The 16348-nt window shown below is 43.8% G+C and carries 20 protein-coding genes; 8 read left to right on the top strand and 12 right to left on the bottom strand.

What is annotated here, in order from left to right:
• Positions 1-11: 11 nt before the first annotated feature.
• Both DQQ10_RS16415 and DQQ10_RS16410 read right to left on the bottom strand, forming a co-directional pair.
• Positions 12-614, bottom strand: a complete 603-nt coding sequence (locus DQQ10_RS16415; protein ID WP_133259680.1) for a hypothetical protein — start codon at positions 612-614, stop codon at positions 12-14.
• A 4-nt stretch (positions 615-618) separates the two neighbouring features.
• A complete protein-coding gene (locus tag DQQ10_RS16410) occupies positions 619-2058 on the bottom strand; it encodes a right-handed parallel beta-helix repeat-containing protein (RefSeq protein ID WP_112747970.1) in 1440 nt (479 codons plus the stop codon).
• Positions 2059-2324: 266 nt separating this feature from the next.
• Between DQQ10_RS16410 and DQQ10_RS16405 the strand changes: the two genes are divergently transcribed.
• The 3 genes from DQQ10_RS16405 (at position 2325) to DQQ10_RS16395 (ending at position 5581) form a co-directional block, all read left to right on the top strand.
• Positions 2325-3029 carry a DUF4397 domain-containing protein gene (locus tag DQQ10_RS16405; protein WP_112747969.1) on the top strand — a complete coding sequence of 235 codons (705 nt, stop codon included), beginning with the start codon at positions 2325-2327 and terminating at the stop codon, positions 3027-3029.
• Between the two features lie 115 nt (positions 3030-3144).
• Positions 3145-4269: a helix-turn-helix domain-containing protein gene (locus DQQ10_RS16400; RefSeq protein ID WP_112747968.1), complete on the top strand. Its 1125-nt coding sequence runs from the start codon at positions 3145-3147 to the stop codon at positions 4267-4269.
• A 100-nt stretch (positions 4270-4369) separates the two neighbouring features.
• Positions 4370-5581 carry a carboxypeptidase-like regulatory domain-containing protein gene (locus DQQ10_RS16395; RefSeq protein ID WP_112747967.1) on the top strand — a complete coding sequence of 404 codons (1212 nt, stop codon included), beginning with the start codon at positions 4370-4372 and terminating at the stop codon, positions 5579-5581.
• 18 nt (positions 5582-5599) lie between these two features.
• Here DQQ10_RS16395 and DQQ10_RS16390 read toward each other — a convergent pair whose 3' ends face one another.
• Positions 5600-6130 carry a hypothetical protein gene (locus DQQ10_RS16390; protein WP_112747966.1) on the bottom strand — a complete coding sequence of 177 codons (531 nt, stop codon included), beginning with the start codon at positions 6128-6130 and terminating at the stop codon, positions 5600-5602.
• Positions 6131-6225: 95 nt separating this feature from the next.
• On the opposite strand from DQQ10_RS16390, the gene DQQ10_RS16385 reads away from it, so the two are divergent.
• From DQQ10_RS16385 to DQQ10_RS16375, 3 genes are all read left to right on the top strand, one after another.
• Entirely contained in the window at positions 6226-6687 is a 462-nt protein-coding gene (locus tag DQQ10_RS16385) for a MaoC family dehydratase (RefSeq protein ID WP_112747965.1), read from the top strand.
• 121 nt (positions 6688-6808) lie between these two features.
• Positions 6809-7057 carry a hypothetical protein gene (locus DQQ10_RS16380; RefSeq protein WP_112747964.1) on the top strand — a complete coding sequence of 83 codons (249 nt, stop codon included), beginning with the start codon at positions 6809-6811 and terminating at the stop codon, positions 7055-7057.
• 293 nt (positions 7058-7350) lie between these two features.
• The gene (locus DQQ10_RS16375) at positions 7351-7557 is read left to right on the top strand and encodes a hypothetical protein (RefSeq protein ID WP_112747963.1); all 207 of its coding nucleotides are present in this window, start codon (positions 7351-7353) and stop codon (positions 7555-7557) included.
• A gap of 13 nt (positions 7558-7570) precedes the next feature.
• Here the strand turns inward: DQQ10_RS16375 and DQQ10_RS16370 are convergent, their stop codons facing one another.
• The 3 genes from DQQ10_RS16370 to DQQ10_RS16360 form a co-directional block, all read right to left on the bottom strand.
• The gene (locus DQQ10_RS16370; protein WP_165823966.1) at positions 7571-8428 is read right to left on the bottom strand and encodes a universal stress protein; all 858 of its coding nucleotides are present in this window, start codon (positions 8426-8428) and stop codon (positions 7571-7573) included.
• Positions 8429-8491: 63 nt separating this feature from the next.
• Positions 8492-8695 (bottom strand): hypothetical protein, encoded by a 204-nt coding sequence (locus DQQ10_RS16365; RefSeq protein WP_112747961.1) that lies wholly within the window; start codon positions 8693-8695, stop codon positions 8492-8494.
• Positions 8696-8903: 208 nt separating this feature from the next.
• Positions 8904-9290, bottom strand: coding sequence for an SRPBCC domain-containing protein (locus DQQ10_RS16360; protein WP_112748052.1), 387 nt, complete (start codon positions 9288-9290; stop codon positions 8904-8906).
• Here DQQ10_RS16360 and DQQ10_RS16355 point away from each other — a divergent pair.
• A complete protein-coding gene (locus tag DQQ10_RS16355) occupies positions 9277-9993 on the top strand; it encodes a rhomboid family intramembrane serine protease (RefSeq protein ID WP_317047949.1) in 717 nt (238 codons plus the stop codon). The two genes, DQQ10_RS16360 and DQQ10_RS16355, sit on opposite strands and share 14 nt — an antisense overlap.
• On the opposite strand, the gene DQQ10_RS16350 is transcribed toward DQQ10_RS16355, so the two are convergent.
• Positions 9994-10899, bottom strand: coding sequence for a diacylglycerol/lipid kinase family protein (locus DQQ10_RS16350; protein WP_112747959.1), 906 nt, complete (start codon positions 10897-10899; stop codon positions 9994-9996). It abuts the gene before it with no gap.
• Between the two features lie 72 nt (positions 10900-10971).
• Between DQQ10_RS16350 and surE the strand changes: the two genes are divergently transcribed.
• Positions 10972-11712 carry a 5'/3'-nucleotidase SurE gene (surE, locus tag DQQ10_RS16345; RefSeq protein ID WP_112748051.1) on the top strand — a complete coding sequence of 247 codons (741 nt, stop codon included), beginning with the start codon at positions 10972-10974 and terminating at the stop codon, positions 11710-11712.
• Between the two features lie 391 nt (positions 11713-12103).
• Here surE and DQQ10_RS16340 read toward each other — a convergent pair whose 3' ends face one another.
• The 5 genes from DQQ10_RS16340 to DQQ10_RS16320 form a co-directional block, all read right to left on the bottom strand.
• The gene (locus DQQ10_RS16340) at positions 12104-12571 is read right to left on the bottom strand and encodes a PA2169 family four-helix-bundle protein (protein WP_112747958.1); all 468 of its coding nucleotides are present in this window, start codon (positions 12569-12571) and stop codon (positions 12104-12106) included.
• A 122-nt stretch (positions 12572-12693) separates the two neighbouring features.
• Positions 12694-13725 carry an SDR family NAD(P)-dependent oxidoreductase gene (locus tag DQQ10_RS16335; protein ID WP_112747957.1) on the bottom strand — a complete coding sequence of 344 codons (1032 nt, stop codon included), beginning with the start codon at positions 13723-13725 and terminating at the stop codon, positions 12694-12696.
• Between the two features lie 23 nt (positions 13726-13748).
• Entirely contained in the window at positions 13749-15086 is a 1338-nt protein-coding gene (locus tag DQQ10_RS16330; RefSeq protein WP_112747956.1) for a PQQ-dependent sugar dehydrogenase, read from the bottom strand.
• A gap of 95 nt (positions 15087-15181) precedes the next feature.
• Complete coding sequence (locus DQQ10_RS16325; RefSeq protein WP_112747955.1) at positions 15182-15757, bottom strand: DUF4142 domain-containing protein; 576 nt, start codon at positions 15755-15757, stop codon at positions 15182-15184.
• A gap of 118 nt (positions 15758-15875) precedes the next feature.
• Positions 15876-16310 (bottom strand): hypothetical protein, encoded by a 435-nt coding sequence (locus DQQ10_RS16320; RefSeq protein WP_133259678.1) that lies wholly within the window; start codon positions 16308-16310, stop codon positions 15876-15878.
• Between the last annotated feature and the right edge of the window lie 38 nt (positions 16311-16348).

The following is a 16348-nucleotide window of genomic DNA, read 5'->3' as shown; positions in this document are numbered from 1 at the left end:
TATTATTCCCGTTAACGTGACTTGCCAAGCTTCAATATTTTCCAGCCGTCGTTTTGTTTTCTATACTCAATCATGATGCTGCCCGCCCTGGGTAACTGCACGTTGTCGGAATTATCAAAGAAAACCATTGTCGATACAGCGTCAGCTTCCTCAATCTTCAAATCCTTTACCTCGAAACCGTCTGGCTTTTCATGACCGCCAATCCAGTATAGAATATCAAAAGCACAAACTTCGGGCGCCCACTCCGCTTCTATCTCGCCCGTAAATTTGAGCGTATCCAACGCCGCGCTACAAGGCTGTATGCGCATCATCTCAGCTTCAATAAAAGATTGGTCGAAGATGTTGATAAGCTTTAGATAAGACTGATAACTTTCTGAATCGAGTACCATATGCCCTTCATTCGCTCGAATAGCATGAGGACCATAATTATCGTTAAGAAAATCTTCAAACAATATTGTATTCAATCTATTGAACGCCTCGTCATCGACATGAGCGCTAACGGGCTTTGTTACATTTCTACCTACGCTTTGCTCTGACGATTTTGACGATTGACAAGCAACACCTACCAATATCAAAACCAGCACTAGTAAACCTTTGCTTCCACGTTTCTTCACAGGGCTAAAATTCAAATGCTCCGATATCATATGCAGATCCATTCGGACGCGCATTACCCATAAAATCTTTCTTCACACCGAAGGCCGACACATCTCTGCCGGCATCGCGTGCAGGTGAAGATTCTTGCAGACGATAGTCGCTTACGCCAGCATCTTTGAATTTGGCAAGCCCTTCAGACTCCGCATAATAGTTATTGGTAATATCGCCTGGCGAACCATTATTAATAAATGCTTTACCCGTGTTGCTACCATAGGTACCATAAGTGCCCGGATCGACAATCAGGTTATTGATGATCACATTTTTGTTTGTCACTTTCGCTGCATAGATGTTAATACCATCGCCACCTGACTTCACAATCGTGTTATTCAAAATCTTATAGCCAGGACCAAAAGGACCATCCCCTCTCAGGTCGGCAAAAATTCCCTGCTTGCCTGCGCCGATGATCAGGTTGTTGTACATCGTTGCGTTCCCTAATCCAAGCGCGATAATGCCCTGCCCAACACCATTTCTTATGAAGTTATTATAGCACAAGCCATTCGTGCCTTCACCCAATTGAATTCCACTCCACTGTGAAGACTTATTCAACACACCAAAATCTTCAATGGTATTGTTATAAACTTCGGCACCTTGTGTAGCGCATCCTAGTTGAATACCATCCCATCCAGTATTCTTCACCACATTCTGAAAAATCTTCACGTTGTGAAGCTCGTGTGGCAGTACTTTATTTCCGCTACAGGTAATTCCTGAAACATAACCTGAATGCCCAATGTAAAGTCCTTCCGTACCCACATCGTGTACATAGTTGTGATGGATCTTTACATTTTTCATAACGAAGTTTCCACGCGTTGCCGCATCGTCACTGCAACTCGGATCAGTCTTAGCCATGATACCCGCGCCACCATTATTAAAAACTTCAAGTCCTGATATCTCAAAGAAGTTACTGAGGCCAATTAATTGCAATCCAAGTTTTGAGCCTTTCACCTTTATACCGTAGGGAGAGCCACCGCTACCAACGCCAACAATTTTAAAATTGGTACAAGCTTCCGTTTTTATACCGTATTCTTTTCCCGTAGCGTTCAGCGTTGCCACGCCACCACAATTGACAATAATGATGGGTTTCGCTTCTGTTCCTTTCAAATTTTTAAAACTCAGATTTAGATATGAAGTACCTGAGTTGAGACAGATTACATCGCCTGCTTCTATTTTCAACACGGCGCCGTCAATCATCACTTTATTAGCGGGTACTACGTAGGTGCAGTTCTCGCAGGTTACTGGCTTGCAACTTCCGTTATCAACTTGTGCTTCTGGATCATAATTTTCCGATAGTGGCACCGTACATCCTTGCCGAAACTCATACACTTCATCAGGCGACACACTGACTGCATCTTCAGAAGTACAATAAGCAAGCAGCAATATTGCAAATAGGGGTAACACACGTTTCATAAAAAGTAAAGTCAATTGGGAATGAACCTCAAAGGTAATCAACCGTGCTAAGAGTATTGAGACCAATGGTCAAAAATTTGCCGACTGCTTCAAACAATATTTTGTTTTTCGATCGTTAAACTTAGTTCAACGAAAACCACGTCAACGAAACGAAAAGATTTCACCGCCTTTTACAACCCGTTACAACGATTGAGTGTCTAAATGCTCAAATCCGCCTCACCAAGACGGATTAATTTTTAATTCATTAACAAATAGCAGGAGAAATCATGAGAAAAATTCAGAGAACGCTCGTCTATGGGCTGTGTGTGATTGGATTTGCGGGAGGATTGGCAGCGTGTTCAGATTTTGTAGATGACAACGACAATACCCCTTATCCTTCACCAGCGCAAGTATCGTTTTATAATGCATCGCCAAGTGCGCCGCAAGTTACCGTAACGGTCGATGAAAAAAGTTTTTTAAACGCGCCTTTAGATTACACACATTTTTCCGGGTACTTAAATTTCTACACGGGAAATCGTCATTTCAAATTTAAGAATGGCAGTAACACTTTAGTCGACACAACGTTGCTGTTAAAAAACAACACAACTTATTCTGTGTTCGTAATCAATCATAATGAGAACATAGAAACGGTTGTCACAACCGATACAGCCAATGTTCCAAATGCTGGTAAAGCCATGGTGCGGTTTATGCAACTCTCACCAGACGTCGATCAAATTGATGTTGCCTTTGAAGGTGATGCTGAAAATACTTTTGCCGCACTTGATTACAAAGAAGGATCAGTTTTCAAAGAAGTTACTGCGCGCAAATTGAAGGTCGTTATGAAAAACGCTGACACCGACGATGAAGTATTGACGTCAGGCGAGATTACGCTTCAACCTGGCAGATATTATACCATCATTAGCCGTGGCTATAAAACGCCACCACAGGGAAATACAAATACGTTGAGCGTTCAGGTAGTGGCGAACGATTAAGTAGGGTAACCGTTGTAACAAGGAGCGACTTTAACAGGTCGCTCTTTGCATTTATACCCGTCACTTTTTATGTGTTCCCGCCAATTTTTAACACGAAAAACGCGTTATTCACTAGATGGAAATCCTCAATACGATTATTCTACTCGGCGCACTTCAAGGATTTATTCTATCGATCATTCTTTTCTTTTCTAAAGCACACCCAGGAACAAAGTTTCTCGCTGGGTTCCTCTTCGTATTAGCCTACAACGGACTCGAAACTTATAGCTGGAGCAGCGGTCATGACTTTCTCTTCTTCTCACTCTTTCCGTTCGTCGTTATCTTCGCTGCAGGGCCATGTTTGTACTTTTATCTGCGCCTATTACGCGAACCTGAAAAAACAATTTCATGTAAATCCGTAGCGCTACATTTTTCTCCCGTTTTTGCACTCGGACTTTTCAGAATAATCTTATTCTTCCTTCATTGGCATGCGCTATCGAGCAAAAGTTATTTAACGGTAACGTTGTATTCTATCGAAGTTTGGTTCGCGACTTTTACAGAACCCATGAGTCTGGTCGCTTTTCTCGTGTATCTAAACATGAGTCGTCAATATTTTAAATTTGCGCGACGTAGCCGAACTCAGACAGACACTGGGCAAGCAATTGCCGATACATGGGCAAAGCAGCTTTTGTGGTCGATGATTTTAATTGCCGTCACTTGGGTGATTACCATCGTACTACCGCGATTGCTTTCGTGGGACGATCCACAGGACATACAATATTATCCCATTGAAATGATGCTCGTACTACTGGTGTATTGGATCAGCTTTGCGGGATATCACCGTAAGAAAATTGTATTCGAAAAAACGGCGAAAGCAACGGCAGCCATCGATTCGAAACTCGCCGAAAACTGTGAGCATCTTCTGCGAAAAGCCATGTCGGTTGATAAGTTATACCAAGATCCTGCCCTCACAGTAGCAAAAGTAGCCACGCACCTACAGATGCCGCAAAAGATGATCTCTGCCGTTGTGAATCAACATATTGGTCAATCCTTCAACGACTTTGTGAATAATTATCGCGTGGCCGATATCAAAGAAAGATTGCTGTCCCATCAAGATGACCACCTTACCATTGCAGGCATTGCATTGGAATGTGGATTCAATTCGCAGGCAACTTTTCAACGCGCATTTAAAAGTATTGTCCAGTGCTCGCCGTCAGAATTTATCGCGCTGCATACTAAAAAAGCCGCAGATATACAGAAATAAGTTCTCAAATCTAGATTTGAGATGATTCAGATAGGTGTTAGCGTCAACTTGCGCCAATTATCGTCAGCGCATACACCAATCATTTAATTGTAACTACCGTATGAATTACTTCTTTCTTTCACTCATGCTTTTCGGCGGCGGCATTTACGGTCAACAAAAGACGACGATCCACGGACGTGTAGTTGATCAATATTCCGGAACAGCGTTGCCCTACGCATCAATCATGCTTCTTCACCATCCGCAAGGAACGGTGTGTAATCTCGAAGGCGCGTTTCAACTACATCTTACCAACTATCATGAAGGCGATACGCTGCAAGTCTCAATGATCGGGTACGATGCTTTTAAAATTGTTCTCAAAAAAATAAAACAAAATGAAGCACTTACAGTTCGCTTGAAACAAGCAACACAATATCTGGAAACCGTGGTGGTTGAGGACACCATAACGGCGGAAGAAATTTTACGTCGCGCTTTTAAGCGATACAAAATGAACTATCCGACGAAACCCTATACGACGGAAGGATTCTACCGCGAAATCCAACGCTCCGATGATCGCTATGTTTCATTGGTGGAAAGCGCCATGACCGTATTTTACAAAGGCGATGGCAAACAAGGGAAGGTACGATTAGATCAACTTCGTCGCACGAAAAAATTCACCCATCCAAGTAACGCCTTCTGGGACAATCAGAATCTTTTTCTTCACTTATTCCAGCAAGATTTTGTTATTAACGGTCCAAAAAAAGTAAAACGAAACCCCACAAAAAGGCTTCCCGATACTTACCTGAATGGCGACAAAGTATATGTGATCCAGTGGACGAATCGAATCAAACTTATTCCAGAGCGCGTGTACATCAAGGCCGACGACTATGCAGTGATTCGGCTAGAAGAGGATTATGATGCACAGCGTGATGGTGAGATAAACTGGCCCGTACCGTTCAATCCGTTGCTGCGCGGACATCCTCTGCGGAAAACGTTAACAACCCTGTACGAGCAATTTGAAGGGAAGTATTATCTCAAGTCGCAGCACATCGTTATCGTAATCAACTACATCAATAAAATCTCTGGCGAGAGATTCCAGCAATTCGAAATCAATCACCACTATGTTGTTACCAAGTTAAATCTGCAGCCCGATCTCACCTCGTTTACGAGTTTTGCCCCCATGCAGATGGAGCAGAGTTTGGAATCGGTGCCTTTTCGCTATGATGCAGCGTTTTGGAAAAGTTACACCATCATCGACGATACGCCATTAGAGGAGCGCATCAAAAAAGATCTTGAACAGGATGAAAGTCTTGAAAAGCAATTTGGTAAACAGTAGGTACTGCGTTTCCCTACACTAATTCTTCTTAGCACTGCTGATGAAGCTACATCCTATCCAGAAGATTACACCCGCCAACGCGATCACGAATTTCGGAATAGCTGTGAACTTCGCTACTGCCGGAAGCATCTGATCCGTTGAACCAGATGCGAGATGGTAGAGCGCGCCATTTTCAACAGCATCAAGTAAACCTGCCAACGGTTGAAGCCAAGCTAACACGACCAAAAACACCTGAAACTTTCCGTGGTACTTAGACGCCACATGAAGACAGGCAAACCATAATCCTACGCTGTAGGTGATGATAAAAAAGTAATCGAAGCCAAGGAGAAAAAACAAGGCATTCATCGCGTTATTCTCTTGCCAAGTAGACAGGATTTGTTGTGCACGATGGAAAGTTCCAGCGAGTTCAAAGTCAATGATACTATGCGGCTGCAGCACCTGCGAGATGCTGATCATCACCCAGATCGTTCCCAGGTTTAGGCCACCGAAGTAAAGTAACACCGTTTTTCTGAATGAGGGCGACCAATGCGCGATGGGATTATGCATCATGAAAGGTCGAAAAATTGCACTTTCCTACAAAATTGTTCGCATATACCGGTATAATTGTATTTTTAAGGTCGAATAAAAAACACGCATCCCTTACCATGGCAAAAATTGTCGTTAGGAGTTTCGAAGAATTTCAAGCTTACGTCGGAAAAGAACTCGGCGTATCGGAGTACATCAAAGTAACGCAAGAGAAGATCAATCAATTTGCTGAAGCAACCAATGATCATCAGTGGATACACACTGACCCGGTGCGTGCTGCGGCCGGGCCTTTCGGAAAAACGATTGCCCATGGTTACATGGCCGTATCGCTTACGCCGCACTTATGGGAGCAAATTGCGGACATCCAAAACTACAAGATGTTGATTAACTATGGCGTCGAGAAACTGAAATTCGCGCAACCTGTACTAGTCGACAGCGAAGTACGTCTTCGTGTTAACCTTGCCTCGCTAGTGAACTTACGTGGCATAACAAAAGCGCAACTTGATGCTACTTTGGAAATTAAAGACAATCCAAAGCCTGCATTTACCGCCACCATTATATTCCTGTATCACTTCAATTAAAAAGTGTTGATAAAGTGTAGAATAATGAAGAATTATTCTACACTTTTTTTTTAATGACGCCATTTCATGGCGCCAGGCGAATGGCATCCTGTTTTTAATAGTTGCTTGAAAAAGAAAGCACATGGCTTCCATTAAATTTGACAATTTCCTGATCGATATCGCTGTGCACAATGTTGATGGATTTCTTCAAAAATTACTGAGCGTGCCGATTCAAAATGGATTTTGGGTATTCCTCACTGTTCAGAATGAACATGGCAAAAAAGAATACTTCCCTTCGGTAGACGAGCAGTTCCGCGTAAAAATCTACCGTTCCTACGCCGATGCGATTGATGACGTAGCCCGCGTGTTAAAGCAACATTTCGCCGCATAGCAAAGGACGAGCGCTATTCCGCTCAGCAGCATCTAAAAGATACTCGTCATAAATTCAACGATTTTTAATTAAACCGTCACGCCTTCTCCTTAGTGCAATTCCCCAATTTGCGTAATTCTACGGATAGCCTCTCCGTTACGCCTTTGAAATCCACGCAAAAATTGATTCGAAAGCTGAAAGTATTGTCGCTCGCAATGCTGCTGAAATAAAATGTTGACATGTAAGTTCTACGATAAACTCACCTCGCAACGTTGTAAAGAGTGTTGTAATCTTGTAAGCAAATACACCTCTATATGCAAAGCGTTAAAGTCTTCGGACTGGCCATCTTAGGCGTTGTGATCGTGATAATGATGGGCGTGCAGCAGTTGCCCTTTAACCAGAACCTTGGACTATTTTTTGTGTTCATTGGCGGATGCACTTCCATTGGCGTATTGCTCGATCTGATAACACATATCAAAGTGAGAATCCGCAAAAACAATATCCGGAAACTTCAACCTTAATTTGCAATTGCGCTTACGCGTTCTGCAGATTGTACGTGAACACAGGGCGACCTACTTCTTTCACGAGTCTATCGGAGAAGTGATTAGAAAAGATTCTAAAGATGCCGTCTTTGCTGTTCTTGATAACGGCAATAAGCCCTGCTTTAACATCACGCGCAAAACCAATCACGGCTTCCGCTGGGTCGTCACCCTCCAACACTGTAACAAAGTAATGTTTTAAACCCGCTGCTTCGGCCATCGATTTGAAATACTCATCTAACACGGGAGGAGAATCTGAAGCTCGGTCGCGCACATGAACCAAATGTACATGCGCATCAAAACAATCCGCTAAATGTTTCAAGGTATTCAACCCGCTCGACACTTGATTACCATGTATTACATCGACAGCAACAACCATGTTTTCAAAATTATCGATCACGAAACCATCGCGCACCGATAGCACCGGACACGTTGAAACTCCAATGACTTGCTCTGTATGGTTTCCTGTAAATGCTTCCTGTGCTGATTCTTCACCCGATGTACCCATCACAATGAGATCGATCTTTTCCTGCTGTAGATAACTATCGATACCATCTTTCAATTCATCGTCGACAATCGAATATTCAAACTGAATTCCTGGGCCGCCGTATTGCTGTGTTAATGCATCGAGCTTCGCTTTGTTCGCTTGAAGCAGTTGCAACGTGTAAAGATTTCCTTCCTCGTCAATTTTTAAATTGATATCACCTGTCGCCGTGAACGACTTACCAAAAGGATGTCTTGTAAAATTAACGAGGCTAACAATAGCGCCGGATCGTTTCGCTATCTCAGCTGCGAGCTTTACACCCATTTCAGCAATCGGCGACAAATCGGTTGGGACAAGAATCTTTTTCATAACTGTTTTTTGATTAAATGGTGATGGTCGTTTGTCTGTAGAGCGATTTCTACAAATGAACATTTAGATGGTTAACATTTTGTCTGACGAACGCACTGTTTCATAGTAGTCGTCCAAGATTAAACTCACGCGCGACCGGTTGTCAATCTCCTCTACATCCACAAAGTGGATGAATTGATTGTTTTCGTACAACGCAAATTTCTTCTTACCATCCATCGCCACCTCAAGCGACTCGTAAGGGATACCTTTGTAGAATATTCTTTTCATGACTTGTTTTTGTTTTTCCTCATGAAAAGAAAATGCAATGCCAAGGGGGGGGGGCGTTAGCGGTTATCGGTTATTTGTTGTCGGTTCTGAAAAAATACTGTTTCTCTAAACTTTGCCCGGCTTTAAACCCGGGGAAAAATCGGGAACATTTAATCGACAACCCCCACTGATAACAGATAACCGATAACAGATAACAGATAACAGATACCTATTCTCCTTCTTCGTAGAAATCCTGTAGGGAGGCGATGTAGATATTTTCCCATCCATCAACGATGTCGTCGTAGTCGTGGTCGGGGATGTTGGTGTGATTTAATTCGAGCGAGGTGCCCTTGGGATTGGTGTGCAGTTTAAAAGTAACAATAGAAGCTTCTTGCTGATCGCCGAAATACCATTCTTGCACGATTTTCTTGTCCTGCTCAAACTCCAAGTTCTTACCGACGATGCTGCCCTCCCATAGCGAAAATTCCGATCCGGGTGTTGTCGACATTTCCGCAGGTTCGCCAGACCAGAGTTGAATGGTAAGGGGATTGGTGAGCGCGAGGTACAATTCCGCAGGTGTAGCAGGGATAATGTAATATTTCTTGAAAGACTTCATCCCCAAAGATACAATTCCCATCGATGCGATCGAGCAATATTTGCTACGAAGTCATTATACTTGCAGTGGAATCCTTACTATGCCAATTACATACATCATTATAGGTCTAACCGTTGTGGTTAGCATGTCCGCCTTCAACAACGCGGAATTGATGCGTAAGTTGATCATGAATCCTTATACGATCAATGCGCGACAAGAATACTATCGTTTTGTGACTTCAGGTTTCATCCACGGCGATCACATGCACCTGATCGTGAACATGATCTCCTTGTACTTCTTCGGCCCTACTGTCGAAGCCATATTTGCGTTGCTGTTTGGTAAACTTGCTACGGTTTATTTTATCGCGCTATACATCCTGGCCATCGTCGTTTCCGACTTCACTACATTTTTCAAAAACAAAAACAATCCCGGCTACAATTCACTCGGCGCATCAGGTGGTGTATGTGCCATCATCTTCGCTTTCATCTTATTTAACCCACTCGGTGAGCTTTCACTGTACTTCTTCATCCCCATGAAAGGATTCATTTTTGGATTCTTATACGTGATTTACTCGTATTATTCATCCAAAAAATCTTACGACAACATCAACCACGATGCGCACTTGTGGGGAGCCCTGTTCGGTATCGTGTTTTGCGCAATACTTTACCCGCCCAGCATTCCACATTTCATCGAGCAGATTTTAAGCTGGACACCTTTTCAATAGCTATTCTTTCCAGAAAGGCATAAAGAATTCGAGTAGGCCGTCGCGCATCTCGATAGAAACCCTATTGTACTTTTCACCCGAAACGATTTCATCATCAAGATGTAAGTGTTTCCCTGCCCATTCGATTTCAATATTGCGTGCACGAATCACCGTGAAATTTGCGTCCACTTCATTGCCCTGTATTTTCTCGTGAACATAAGAGGCCAATGCTTCACGTTCTTCTTCACGAATGATGACCAGGTCGAAGAAACCATCGCCGGGATCTGCATCGGGTGCGAGGTAAAGGTTCGGGCCAATGGAACGAACATTCATCACTTCGGCCAACAAAAACTTGCCGGCATATTCAGTTCCATCAACATTAATCTCGCAATAGCGCGCTTTAAAAGAATGGATTACATCGTACAGCGTTTTCAGCGCAAGCTTTTTCGATGCAGCGGGATCGTCAGGCGTTTTTAATAAGCGCATTTCGCGTATCAAGGTTGGGAATACGCCGTACCCAAAACCTTCAAGAAAAAACTCATGATCGGTTACACCATAAATTCGACCGATATCAAAACGTTTAACTTTCGCTTCTGTCCATGCCTTGATAACATTCTCGGGCGTGCCATACATACCCAATGCCTTAGCAATGTTATTGGCTGTGCCGAGTGGAAGTAGTGCTACGGGAAAATTTCTATCCAACACTTTTCTGCTGAGAAGTTCACGCGCAAGTTTGCGTACGGTTCCATCGCCCCCAGCCACGGCGATAAAGTCGGGATGTATTTCGGTGATGTTGTTCCATCCTTCTTTTTTTGTGGATGAATAACTACAATTATACCCTGCCGACTCAATCATTTCGATTAAATGCTTTTTGTCATATGCTGCCGCTCCTGCTGCAGGATTGTGTAATAAATGGATTTTCTTCATATCAAGTGCTTTCAGCCAGCAGTATCTAAGAATCCTATACCACGCTGGAATAATAATAGTGTAAGAACTTTTATGAGAATTCTAGTAACGAATGACGACGGCATTTACAGCCCAGGCATTGCTGCACTTGCCGCCGCCGCGACAAAATTTGGAGAAGTGAGAATTGTTGCGCCCGATGTTGAACAATCATCAATGGGACATGCCATCACGGCATCGCGTCCGTTGTTTTATAAGAAATCACCCATCACCTTCGAAGGCATCGAAGCCTATCGCGTGAATGGAACACCTGCGGATTGCGTCGCCCTTGGCTCACACCTATGGTCAAAAACTGATATCGTTTTATCTGGTATTAACATGGGAACAAACTTGGGTAACTCCATGTGGCACTCGGGTACACTTGCCGGTGCAAAGCAAGCTGTCCTCCTCGGCATGCGTGGAATTGCTTTCAGTACACCCGCCGGAAAAACTGAGCCCGACTTTAAAGGTCTGGAAGAGTATGTTGAGAAGTCGCTGGCACTACTGTTAGATAATGCAGAAGCAAAGCTCGTCAATGTGAACCTTCCACCACAGCCTCGTGGTATCAAGTGGACACGTCAATCTGTACGGCAATATGATGGCCAAGTGGTTCCGGGCATAGATCCCATGGGAAGAAAACATTATTGGTTCACCGTTATTCCGTTGGAACCCGCTGACGAAGGCACGGACCGTTGGGCCATTGAACAAGGTTATGTATCGATCACACCATTACGACTAGATCTTACGGACGAAGATCAACTGAAAAGAGAATTGTTAGCCGTGCACACGAATAGTTAGTGCCGCGTGTAATCGATAATACACCTTCTTGAGCTTGTGCAGCGAGTAGTGTTATTAACGTGAATTAAACGTGCATGCTTGCCCGACTTAACTGCGGGCAAGCGCTGCCATGGATAAGTGTGGCGCGTGTACTCATCACTTCACAACATATATTTCAAGTCCTTAGGAAGCACATAAGATCTCGAACATTTACAGTGGAAGAAGGTCGCTTTAAGTTCGCTGAAAGGACGGTTGATACCATGTATGCAACAGACACACACGGCGGGTATACGTCATTTCAGCAACGCATCTGAATAAAATGGCCAATGTTACCGAGTGTGATATCAGCACGCACACATAACCATTGAGCCTATGCCATCCATCCATCAGAATTTGACAAGCTGAACTGGGTTTATGCTGCAGCCTGTAACCCTCTCACAATTTTCTCTTGCTGGCGTGACTTTAACACCCTTGCCGTGTTTTCAAGTTCATCGTACTGACTTTGAATGTCACGAAGAACTGGTGATGGTAAAATCGTAAGGGATAGAATCGTTTTATAAATTCTTAGCACTTCACTTTCCATCATTTCTGCTCTTGACAGCAAATGGTTACGAGAATCAGAGTTCAACGTTTCTCTGATGCGCGACCATGCCGATGCCAATCCTCCCTCTTCCTGTTGAGCAACCTTCCCGCCGTACTCCATCATCCAACGACTTAACACATTTACAAATCCTTGTGATTGTACAGCGTAGCGCATGAACAGAAGTTTCAGTTCTATTTCTTTTGCCTTATCAGCAGAGCGTTTATAGTGCGCTAAACGTTTGTGATTGATTTGTACGAGTGAGCCGATGGTCGAGAGTGAGCCTGAAGTCTGTTTCATAAAAGCGAAGATTAAAGTGCTTGATCCAACAGAAATGAATTTAATGCCAACTTCCTTCCTTAAACTTTATGTTACTACATCGATTACATGGGGAATTAACACCTCATCCGTTTAACTTAACGCTAAAATTGATTATTCAACAACGCAGCTTTGTCACTTCTTGATCCCACAGGTCCGATAGACCATTCAGACTCTGCTTCATAACCCTTACGCGCTTGATCACCGCCGTGTACATTCACGGGGAGGATCGCGTTAGCTAAACTCATCAGTGTCGGGATAAGCCCCGGCGCTATACCTTGTAACATCACCGCAGTTCTCGCCGTGACCGATAAGATGACTTCTGTTTCTTCATATTCAATAGCCTGCACAATTCGACGGGCAACGGCTTCGGCTTTACTTGAAAGTAATGCTGATGATCCCGAAAGTTTAAACCAAGCATATTCTGCTTCATGGTCACCTTTGATGGTAGCATTCCGTGGGCTACCGGTGCGCATCAAGTTCGGTACGACCGTCGTAACTTTGATGTTGTCTTTGCTAAGCTCAGCATGTAACCCTTCAGACAAACCGACTAATGCAAACTTACTTGCTGTATAGGGTAACAGATGAGGAACAGCGATCTTGCCTCCAATAGAGGTGATGTTAACGATTCGTCCTTCACCTTGTTTCTTAAAATGTGGAACGACTTCTTTAATAGCATATAAAGCAGACCAGAAATTCACTTTCATGGCCTCTTCGTAATCCTCAATGCTCATCGCCTCTTCAGGACCAACCTGAATGATACCCGCGTTATTCACGAGAACATCTATTCGTCCATAGTGATCGACTACATCTGTGATGAGTTGTTTTACTTGATCACGTTCGGAAACATCAGCACAAAACGTCACGACCTCCGCACCTGCTGCCTCCAACTCGTGTTGCGCTTGCCCTAACTGACTTGCTGTTCTTGAGCACAGCGCCAGCTTCGCCCCTTCTGCCGCGAGCGCTCTTGCAAGCACAAGACCTAGTCCGCGCGATCCACCAGTAATCAACACCACTTTACCTTTCAGTTGATATCGGTTCACATAATCATATACTGTACGTATCGCCAAATATGCACCTGCACCGAGCAACGCCCAAGCACCTATATTTCTCCACGCCGAATTATTGTCTTTCATATGTTATTGTAATGTGTTTTGAACTACGGTTTGTAGGCGACGTGCCAAATTACATTGGAAGCATCGTCAGCAACGAGCATCGCGCCATCACGTAAGAATGCGATTCCTACAGGACGGCCATATACTTCACCTTTCTCGTGGTCAGCGATAAAGCCGGTAAGAAAATCTTCTGGTGGACCAGCGGGTAAACCATTCTTAAATGGAACAAATACAACTTTATATCCTACCAATGCAGATCGATTCCAAGAACCATGTTGACCGATGAATGCTCCGTGATAATATTGTTTTGGAAAATTGTTGTGGTCATTAAATGCTAAACCAAGCGAAGCTGTGTGTGATCCCAATGAAACGTCGGGCGTTATGCTCTGCGCTACCAAATTAGGTTCTACACCTTTCAATCGGGGATCTTCATTTTTTCCGAAGTAAGCATAAGGCCACCCGTAAAAGCCGCCTTCTTTCACCACAGTGAGATAATCTGGAACAAGATCATCACCCAATTCGTCGCGTTCGTTTACCGCTGCGTACAATCGTTTCGTTTCCGGATGCAACGCTATGCCTACTGGATTTCTTAGCCCTGATGCAAAGATACGTTCGCTACTGCCATCAAGATTAACCTCAAGAATACACGCGCGTCGTCGCTCCTCCTCCATACCATGTTCGCCGACATTGCTTGCGGATCCTACTGCAATAAACAGTTTAGTGCTGTCGCTGCTGAGAATGATATTCCTTGTCCAATGGTTATTGTAGCCACCTGCGGGTAGCGCCATGATCTTTTTACCCGCCGCAGTGATCTTCTTGGAATGGCCACGGGAATAAGGAAATTGAACAACGCCATCCGTGTTCGCCACGTATAGCATATCGCGGAACACAACCATACCAAAAGGTTGATTCAGTTTGTCTAGTAAAACTTGTTTCACTTCAGCTTTACCATCGCTATCATCATCGCGCAAAAGCGTAATGCGATTCGCACTTTCACCAAGATTCTGAGATTTTGCTTTTGCACTTAACTCCGTTGCTACCTTCTTGATGCCTTTCACTTCGGTGTTTGCTTCCGCCACCAATACGTCGCCCGCATCCGTTACATAGAGCCAACGTGGGTTCGATAAACCATCCGCAAATCGCGTCACCACGAACCCATTGGGCGCTTTGGGGAATTGATCAACTTTCCACCCAATAACTTTAGAAAAATTCTTCATCGATTTCGTAGCGTACGGCGCGGGCAAATTCACCTGTTGTTCAAATTTAGTTTGAACCGTTGTATCCATGTCAGCGGCAGCTTCGCGCTGCTCCTTCGACGGTTGACATCCCACGATCACAACCATGGCTACTGTCACAATTACAAATCGTAGATCAATGCTCATGCTATCTCCCCATCTATAAAAATAAAAACAAAAACACCAGCCCCTCCCCTACAATTCGATTATACACGGACTGGTGTTTTATGTTAGTGTTTATACTACTTTGACTTCTCTTTCAAATTTTTCTGAGTAGTTTCCGCAATTTCAAGGTGATGCTGAAGCGAAGGAATTTTACCTTGTGCCCACGTTGCAAACACGGAGTCTTTTCCATCCTTGGCTTGTTTTTCAAAAAGGTCGATAGCGTCTTTATGGTCTTTCACCATTTGATCGATGTACTCTTTGTCGAACTCCTCACCTTTTTTGGCGGCGAGATCATCATACACCTTCTGACTTTTTTCACTTAATGCGCTGGGCACAGTAATGTTTTTTGATATTGCTGTGCTCTTGAGCTCATCGTTTACTTTTGCATGATCGTCTACCATCATCTGGCCGAACTGCTTCACTTGTGGCGATGTCCCGTTCGAAGCCGCGAGTTGTCCAAGTTGGACTTCAAGCATACCAGCATCAGCTGCGTTCACGACAAACTCTGCAGTCTTCTCATCAGATTTCTCATCGAACTTTTCTTCATTTTGTTCTTCAGCTACTTCTTTGCTATCGGTTTCAGCTTTCTTGCCGCACGATACAGCAACAGCAAACACAAAAGCAAGCGTCAAAATCATATTACAGGTTTTCATAGTTTATATTTTTTCAACGTGCAATTAAAATCTCATGCCTTCGATGAATGAACATTTTCTTCTGTAACTAAAAAAGCCAGGTGCGTGCACCTGGCTTTCATTCCATATCAACAATGTGTTATGGTTTTGGTTGTGTTCCTGGTTCTTGTGGTGTAGAAGATGGTGTTGTACCATCGTTCGATTTCGGCGACGACATGTCTGAGCCAGATATCGCTTTTCCATTTCTATCGAATCGGTACATGCGCTTAGTGGTACCGTTGGCGTCAGGCATCTCGAAATAATACTCCTGCGATCTTCTGTCTTGATAAAGCGGTGTGGTTTCCCAACCTTTGTACTGACTTCCTTGAAGTGTTTGTCTTAGCGAGCTTGGCACTTGATCCGCCGGTACAGTAACACGGTCTGCTGATCTATATTGACTTTGCGACGGTGTAGGCGAAACTTGTTCCATCGGCTCTTCTGCTGGACGAGTTTTGCGCGTTGAATCCGTTTGTGCGTTTGCAGCTGCTAATCCCACGAAGAGCATACCTGCTAAGGTCATTGCTATCTTTCTCATATGCATTTCATTTTTGTGTTTGATCATTAATTGAACTA

The sequence above is a fragment of the Pseudochryseolinea flava genome (assembly GCF_003286915.1).
GTDB classification, from domain to species: Bacteria; Bacteroidota; Bacteroidia; order Cytophagales; family Cyclobacteriaceae; genus Ohtaekwangia; species Ohtaekwangia flava.
The sequence above is the reverse complement of the archived record's forward strand: the minus strand, read 5'-3'. Positions and strand labels throughout refer to the sequence as shown.

What these genes read in the sequence shown, in the direction of transcription:
- DQQ10_RS16365 (WP_112747961.1), bottom strand. Translation starts at nt 8,695, where the DNA reads ATGAAAAGAATATTCTACAAAGGTATCCCTTACGAGTCGCTTGAGGTG.
- DQQ10_RS16375 (WP_112747963.1), top strand. Translation starts at nt 7,351, where the DNA reads ATGCAAAGCGTTAAAGTCTTCGGACTGGCCATCTTAGGCGTTGTGATC.
- DQQ10_RS16370 (WP_165823966.1), bottom strand. Translation starts at nt 8,428, where the DNA reads ATGAAAAAGATTCTTGTCCCAACCGATTTGTCGCCGATTGCTGAAATG.
- DQQ10_RS16335 (WP_112747957.1), bottom strand. Translation starts at nt 13,725, where the DNA reads ATGAAAGACAATAATTCGGCGTGGAGAAATATAGGTGCTTGGGCGTTG.
- DQQ10_RS16330 (WP_112747956.1), bottom strand. Translation starts at nt 15,086, where the DNA reads ATGAGCATTGATCTACGATTTGTAATTGTGACAGTAGCCATGGTTGTG.
- DQQ10_RS16360 (WP_112748052.1), bottom strand. Translation starts at nt 9,290, where the DNA reads ATGAAGTCTTTCAAGAAATATTACATTATCCCTGCTACACCTGCGGAA.
- DQQ10_RS16385 (WP_112747965.1), top strand. Translation starts at nt 6,226, where the DNA reads ATGGCAAAAATTGTCGTTAGGAGTTTCGAAGAATTTCAAGCTTACGTC.
- DQQ10_RS16395 (WP_112747967.1), top strand. Translation starts at nt 4,370, where the DNA reads ATGAATTACTTCTTTCTTTCACTCATGCTTTTCGGCGGCGGCATTTAC.
- DQQ10_RS16405 (WP_112747969.1), top strand. Translation starts at nt 2,325, where the DNA reads ATGAGAAAAATTCAGAGAACGCTCGTCTATGGGCTGTGTGTGATTGGA.
- DQQ10_RS16325 (WP_112747955.1), bottom strand. Translation starts at nt 15,757, where the DNA reads ATGAAAACCTGTAATATGATTTTGACGCTTGCTTTTGTGTTTGCTGTT.
- DQQ10_RS16400 (WP_112747968.1), top strand. Translation starts at nt 3,145, where the DNA reads ATGGAAATCCTCAATACGATTATTCTACTCGGCGCACTTCAAGGATTT.
- surE (WP_112748051.1), top strand. Translation starts at nt 10,972, where the DNA reads ATGAGAATTCTAGTAACGAATGACGACGGCATTTACAGCCCAGGCATT.
- DQQ10_RS16380 (WP_112747964.1), top strand. Translation starts at nt 6,809, where the DNA reads ATGGCTTCCATTAAATTTGACAATTTCCTGATCGATATCGCTGTGCAC.
- DQQ10_RS16350 (WP_112747959.1), bottom strand. Translation starts at nt 10,899, where the DNA reads ATGAAGAAAATCCATTTATTACACAATCCTGCAGCAGGAGCGGCAGCA.
- DQQ10_RS16410 (WP_112747970.1), bottom strand. Translation starts at nt 2,058, where the DNA reads ATGAAACGTGTGTTACCCCTATTTGCAATATTGCTGCTTGCTTATTGT.
- DQQ10_RS16320 (WP_133259678.1), bottom strand. Translation starts at nt 16,310, where the DNA reads ATGAGAAAGATAGCAATGACCTTAGCAGGTATGCTCTTCGTGGGATTA.
- DQQ10_RS16390 (WP_112747966.1), bottom strand. Translation starts at nt 6,130, where the DNA reads ATGATGCATAATCCCATCGCGCATTGGTCGCCCTCATTCAGAAAAACG.
- DQQ10_RS16340 (WP_112747958.1), bottom strand. Translation starts at nt 12,571, where the DNA reads ATGAAACAGACTTCAGGCTCACTCTCGACCATCGGCTCACTCGTACAA.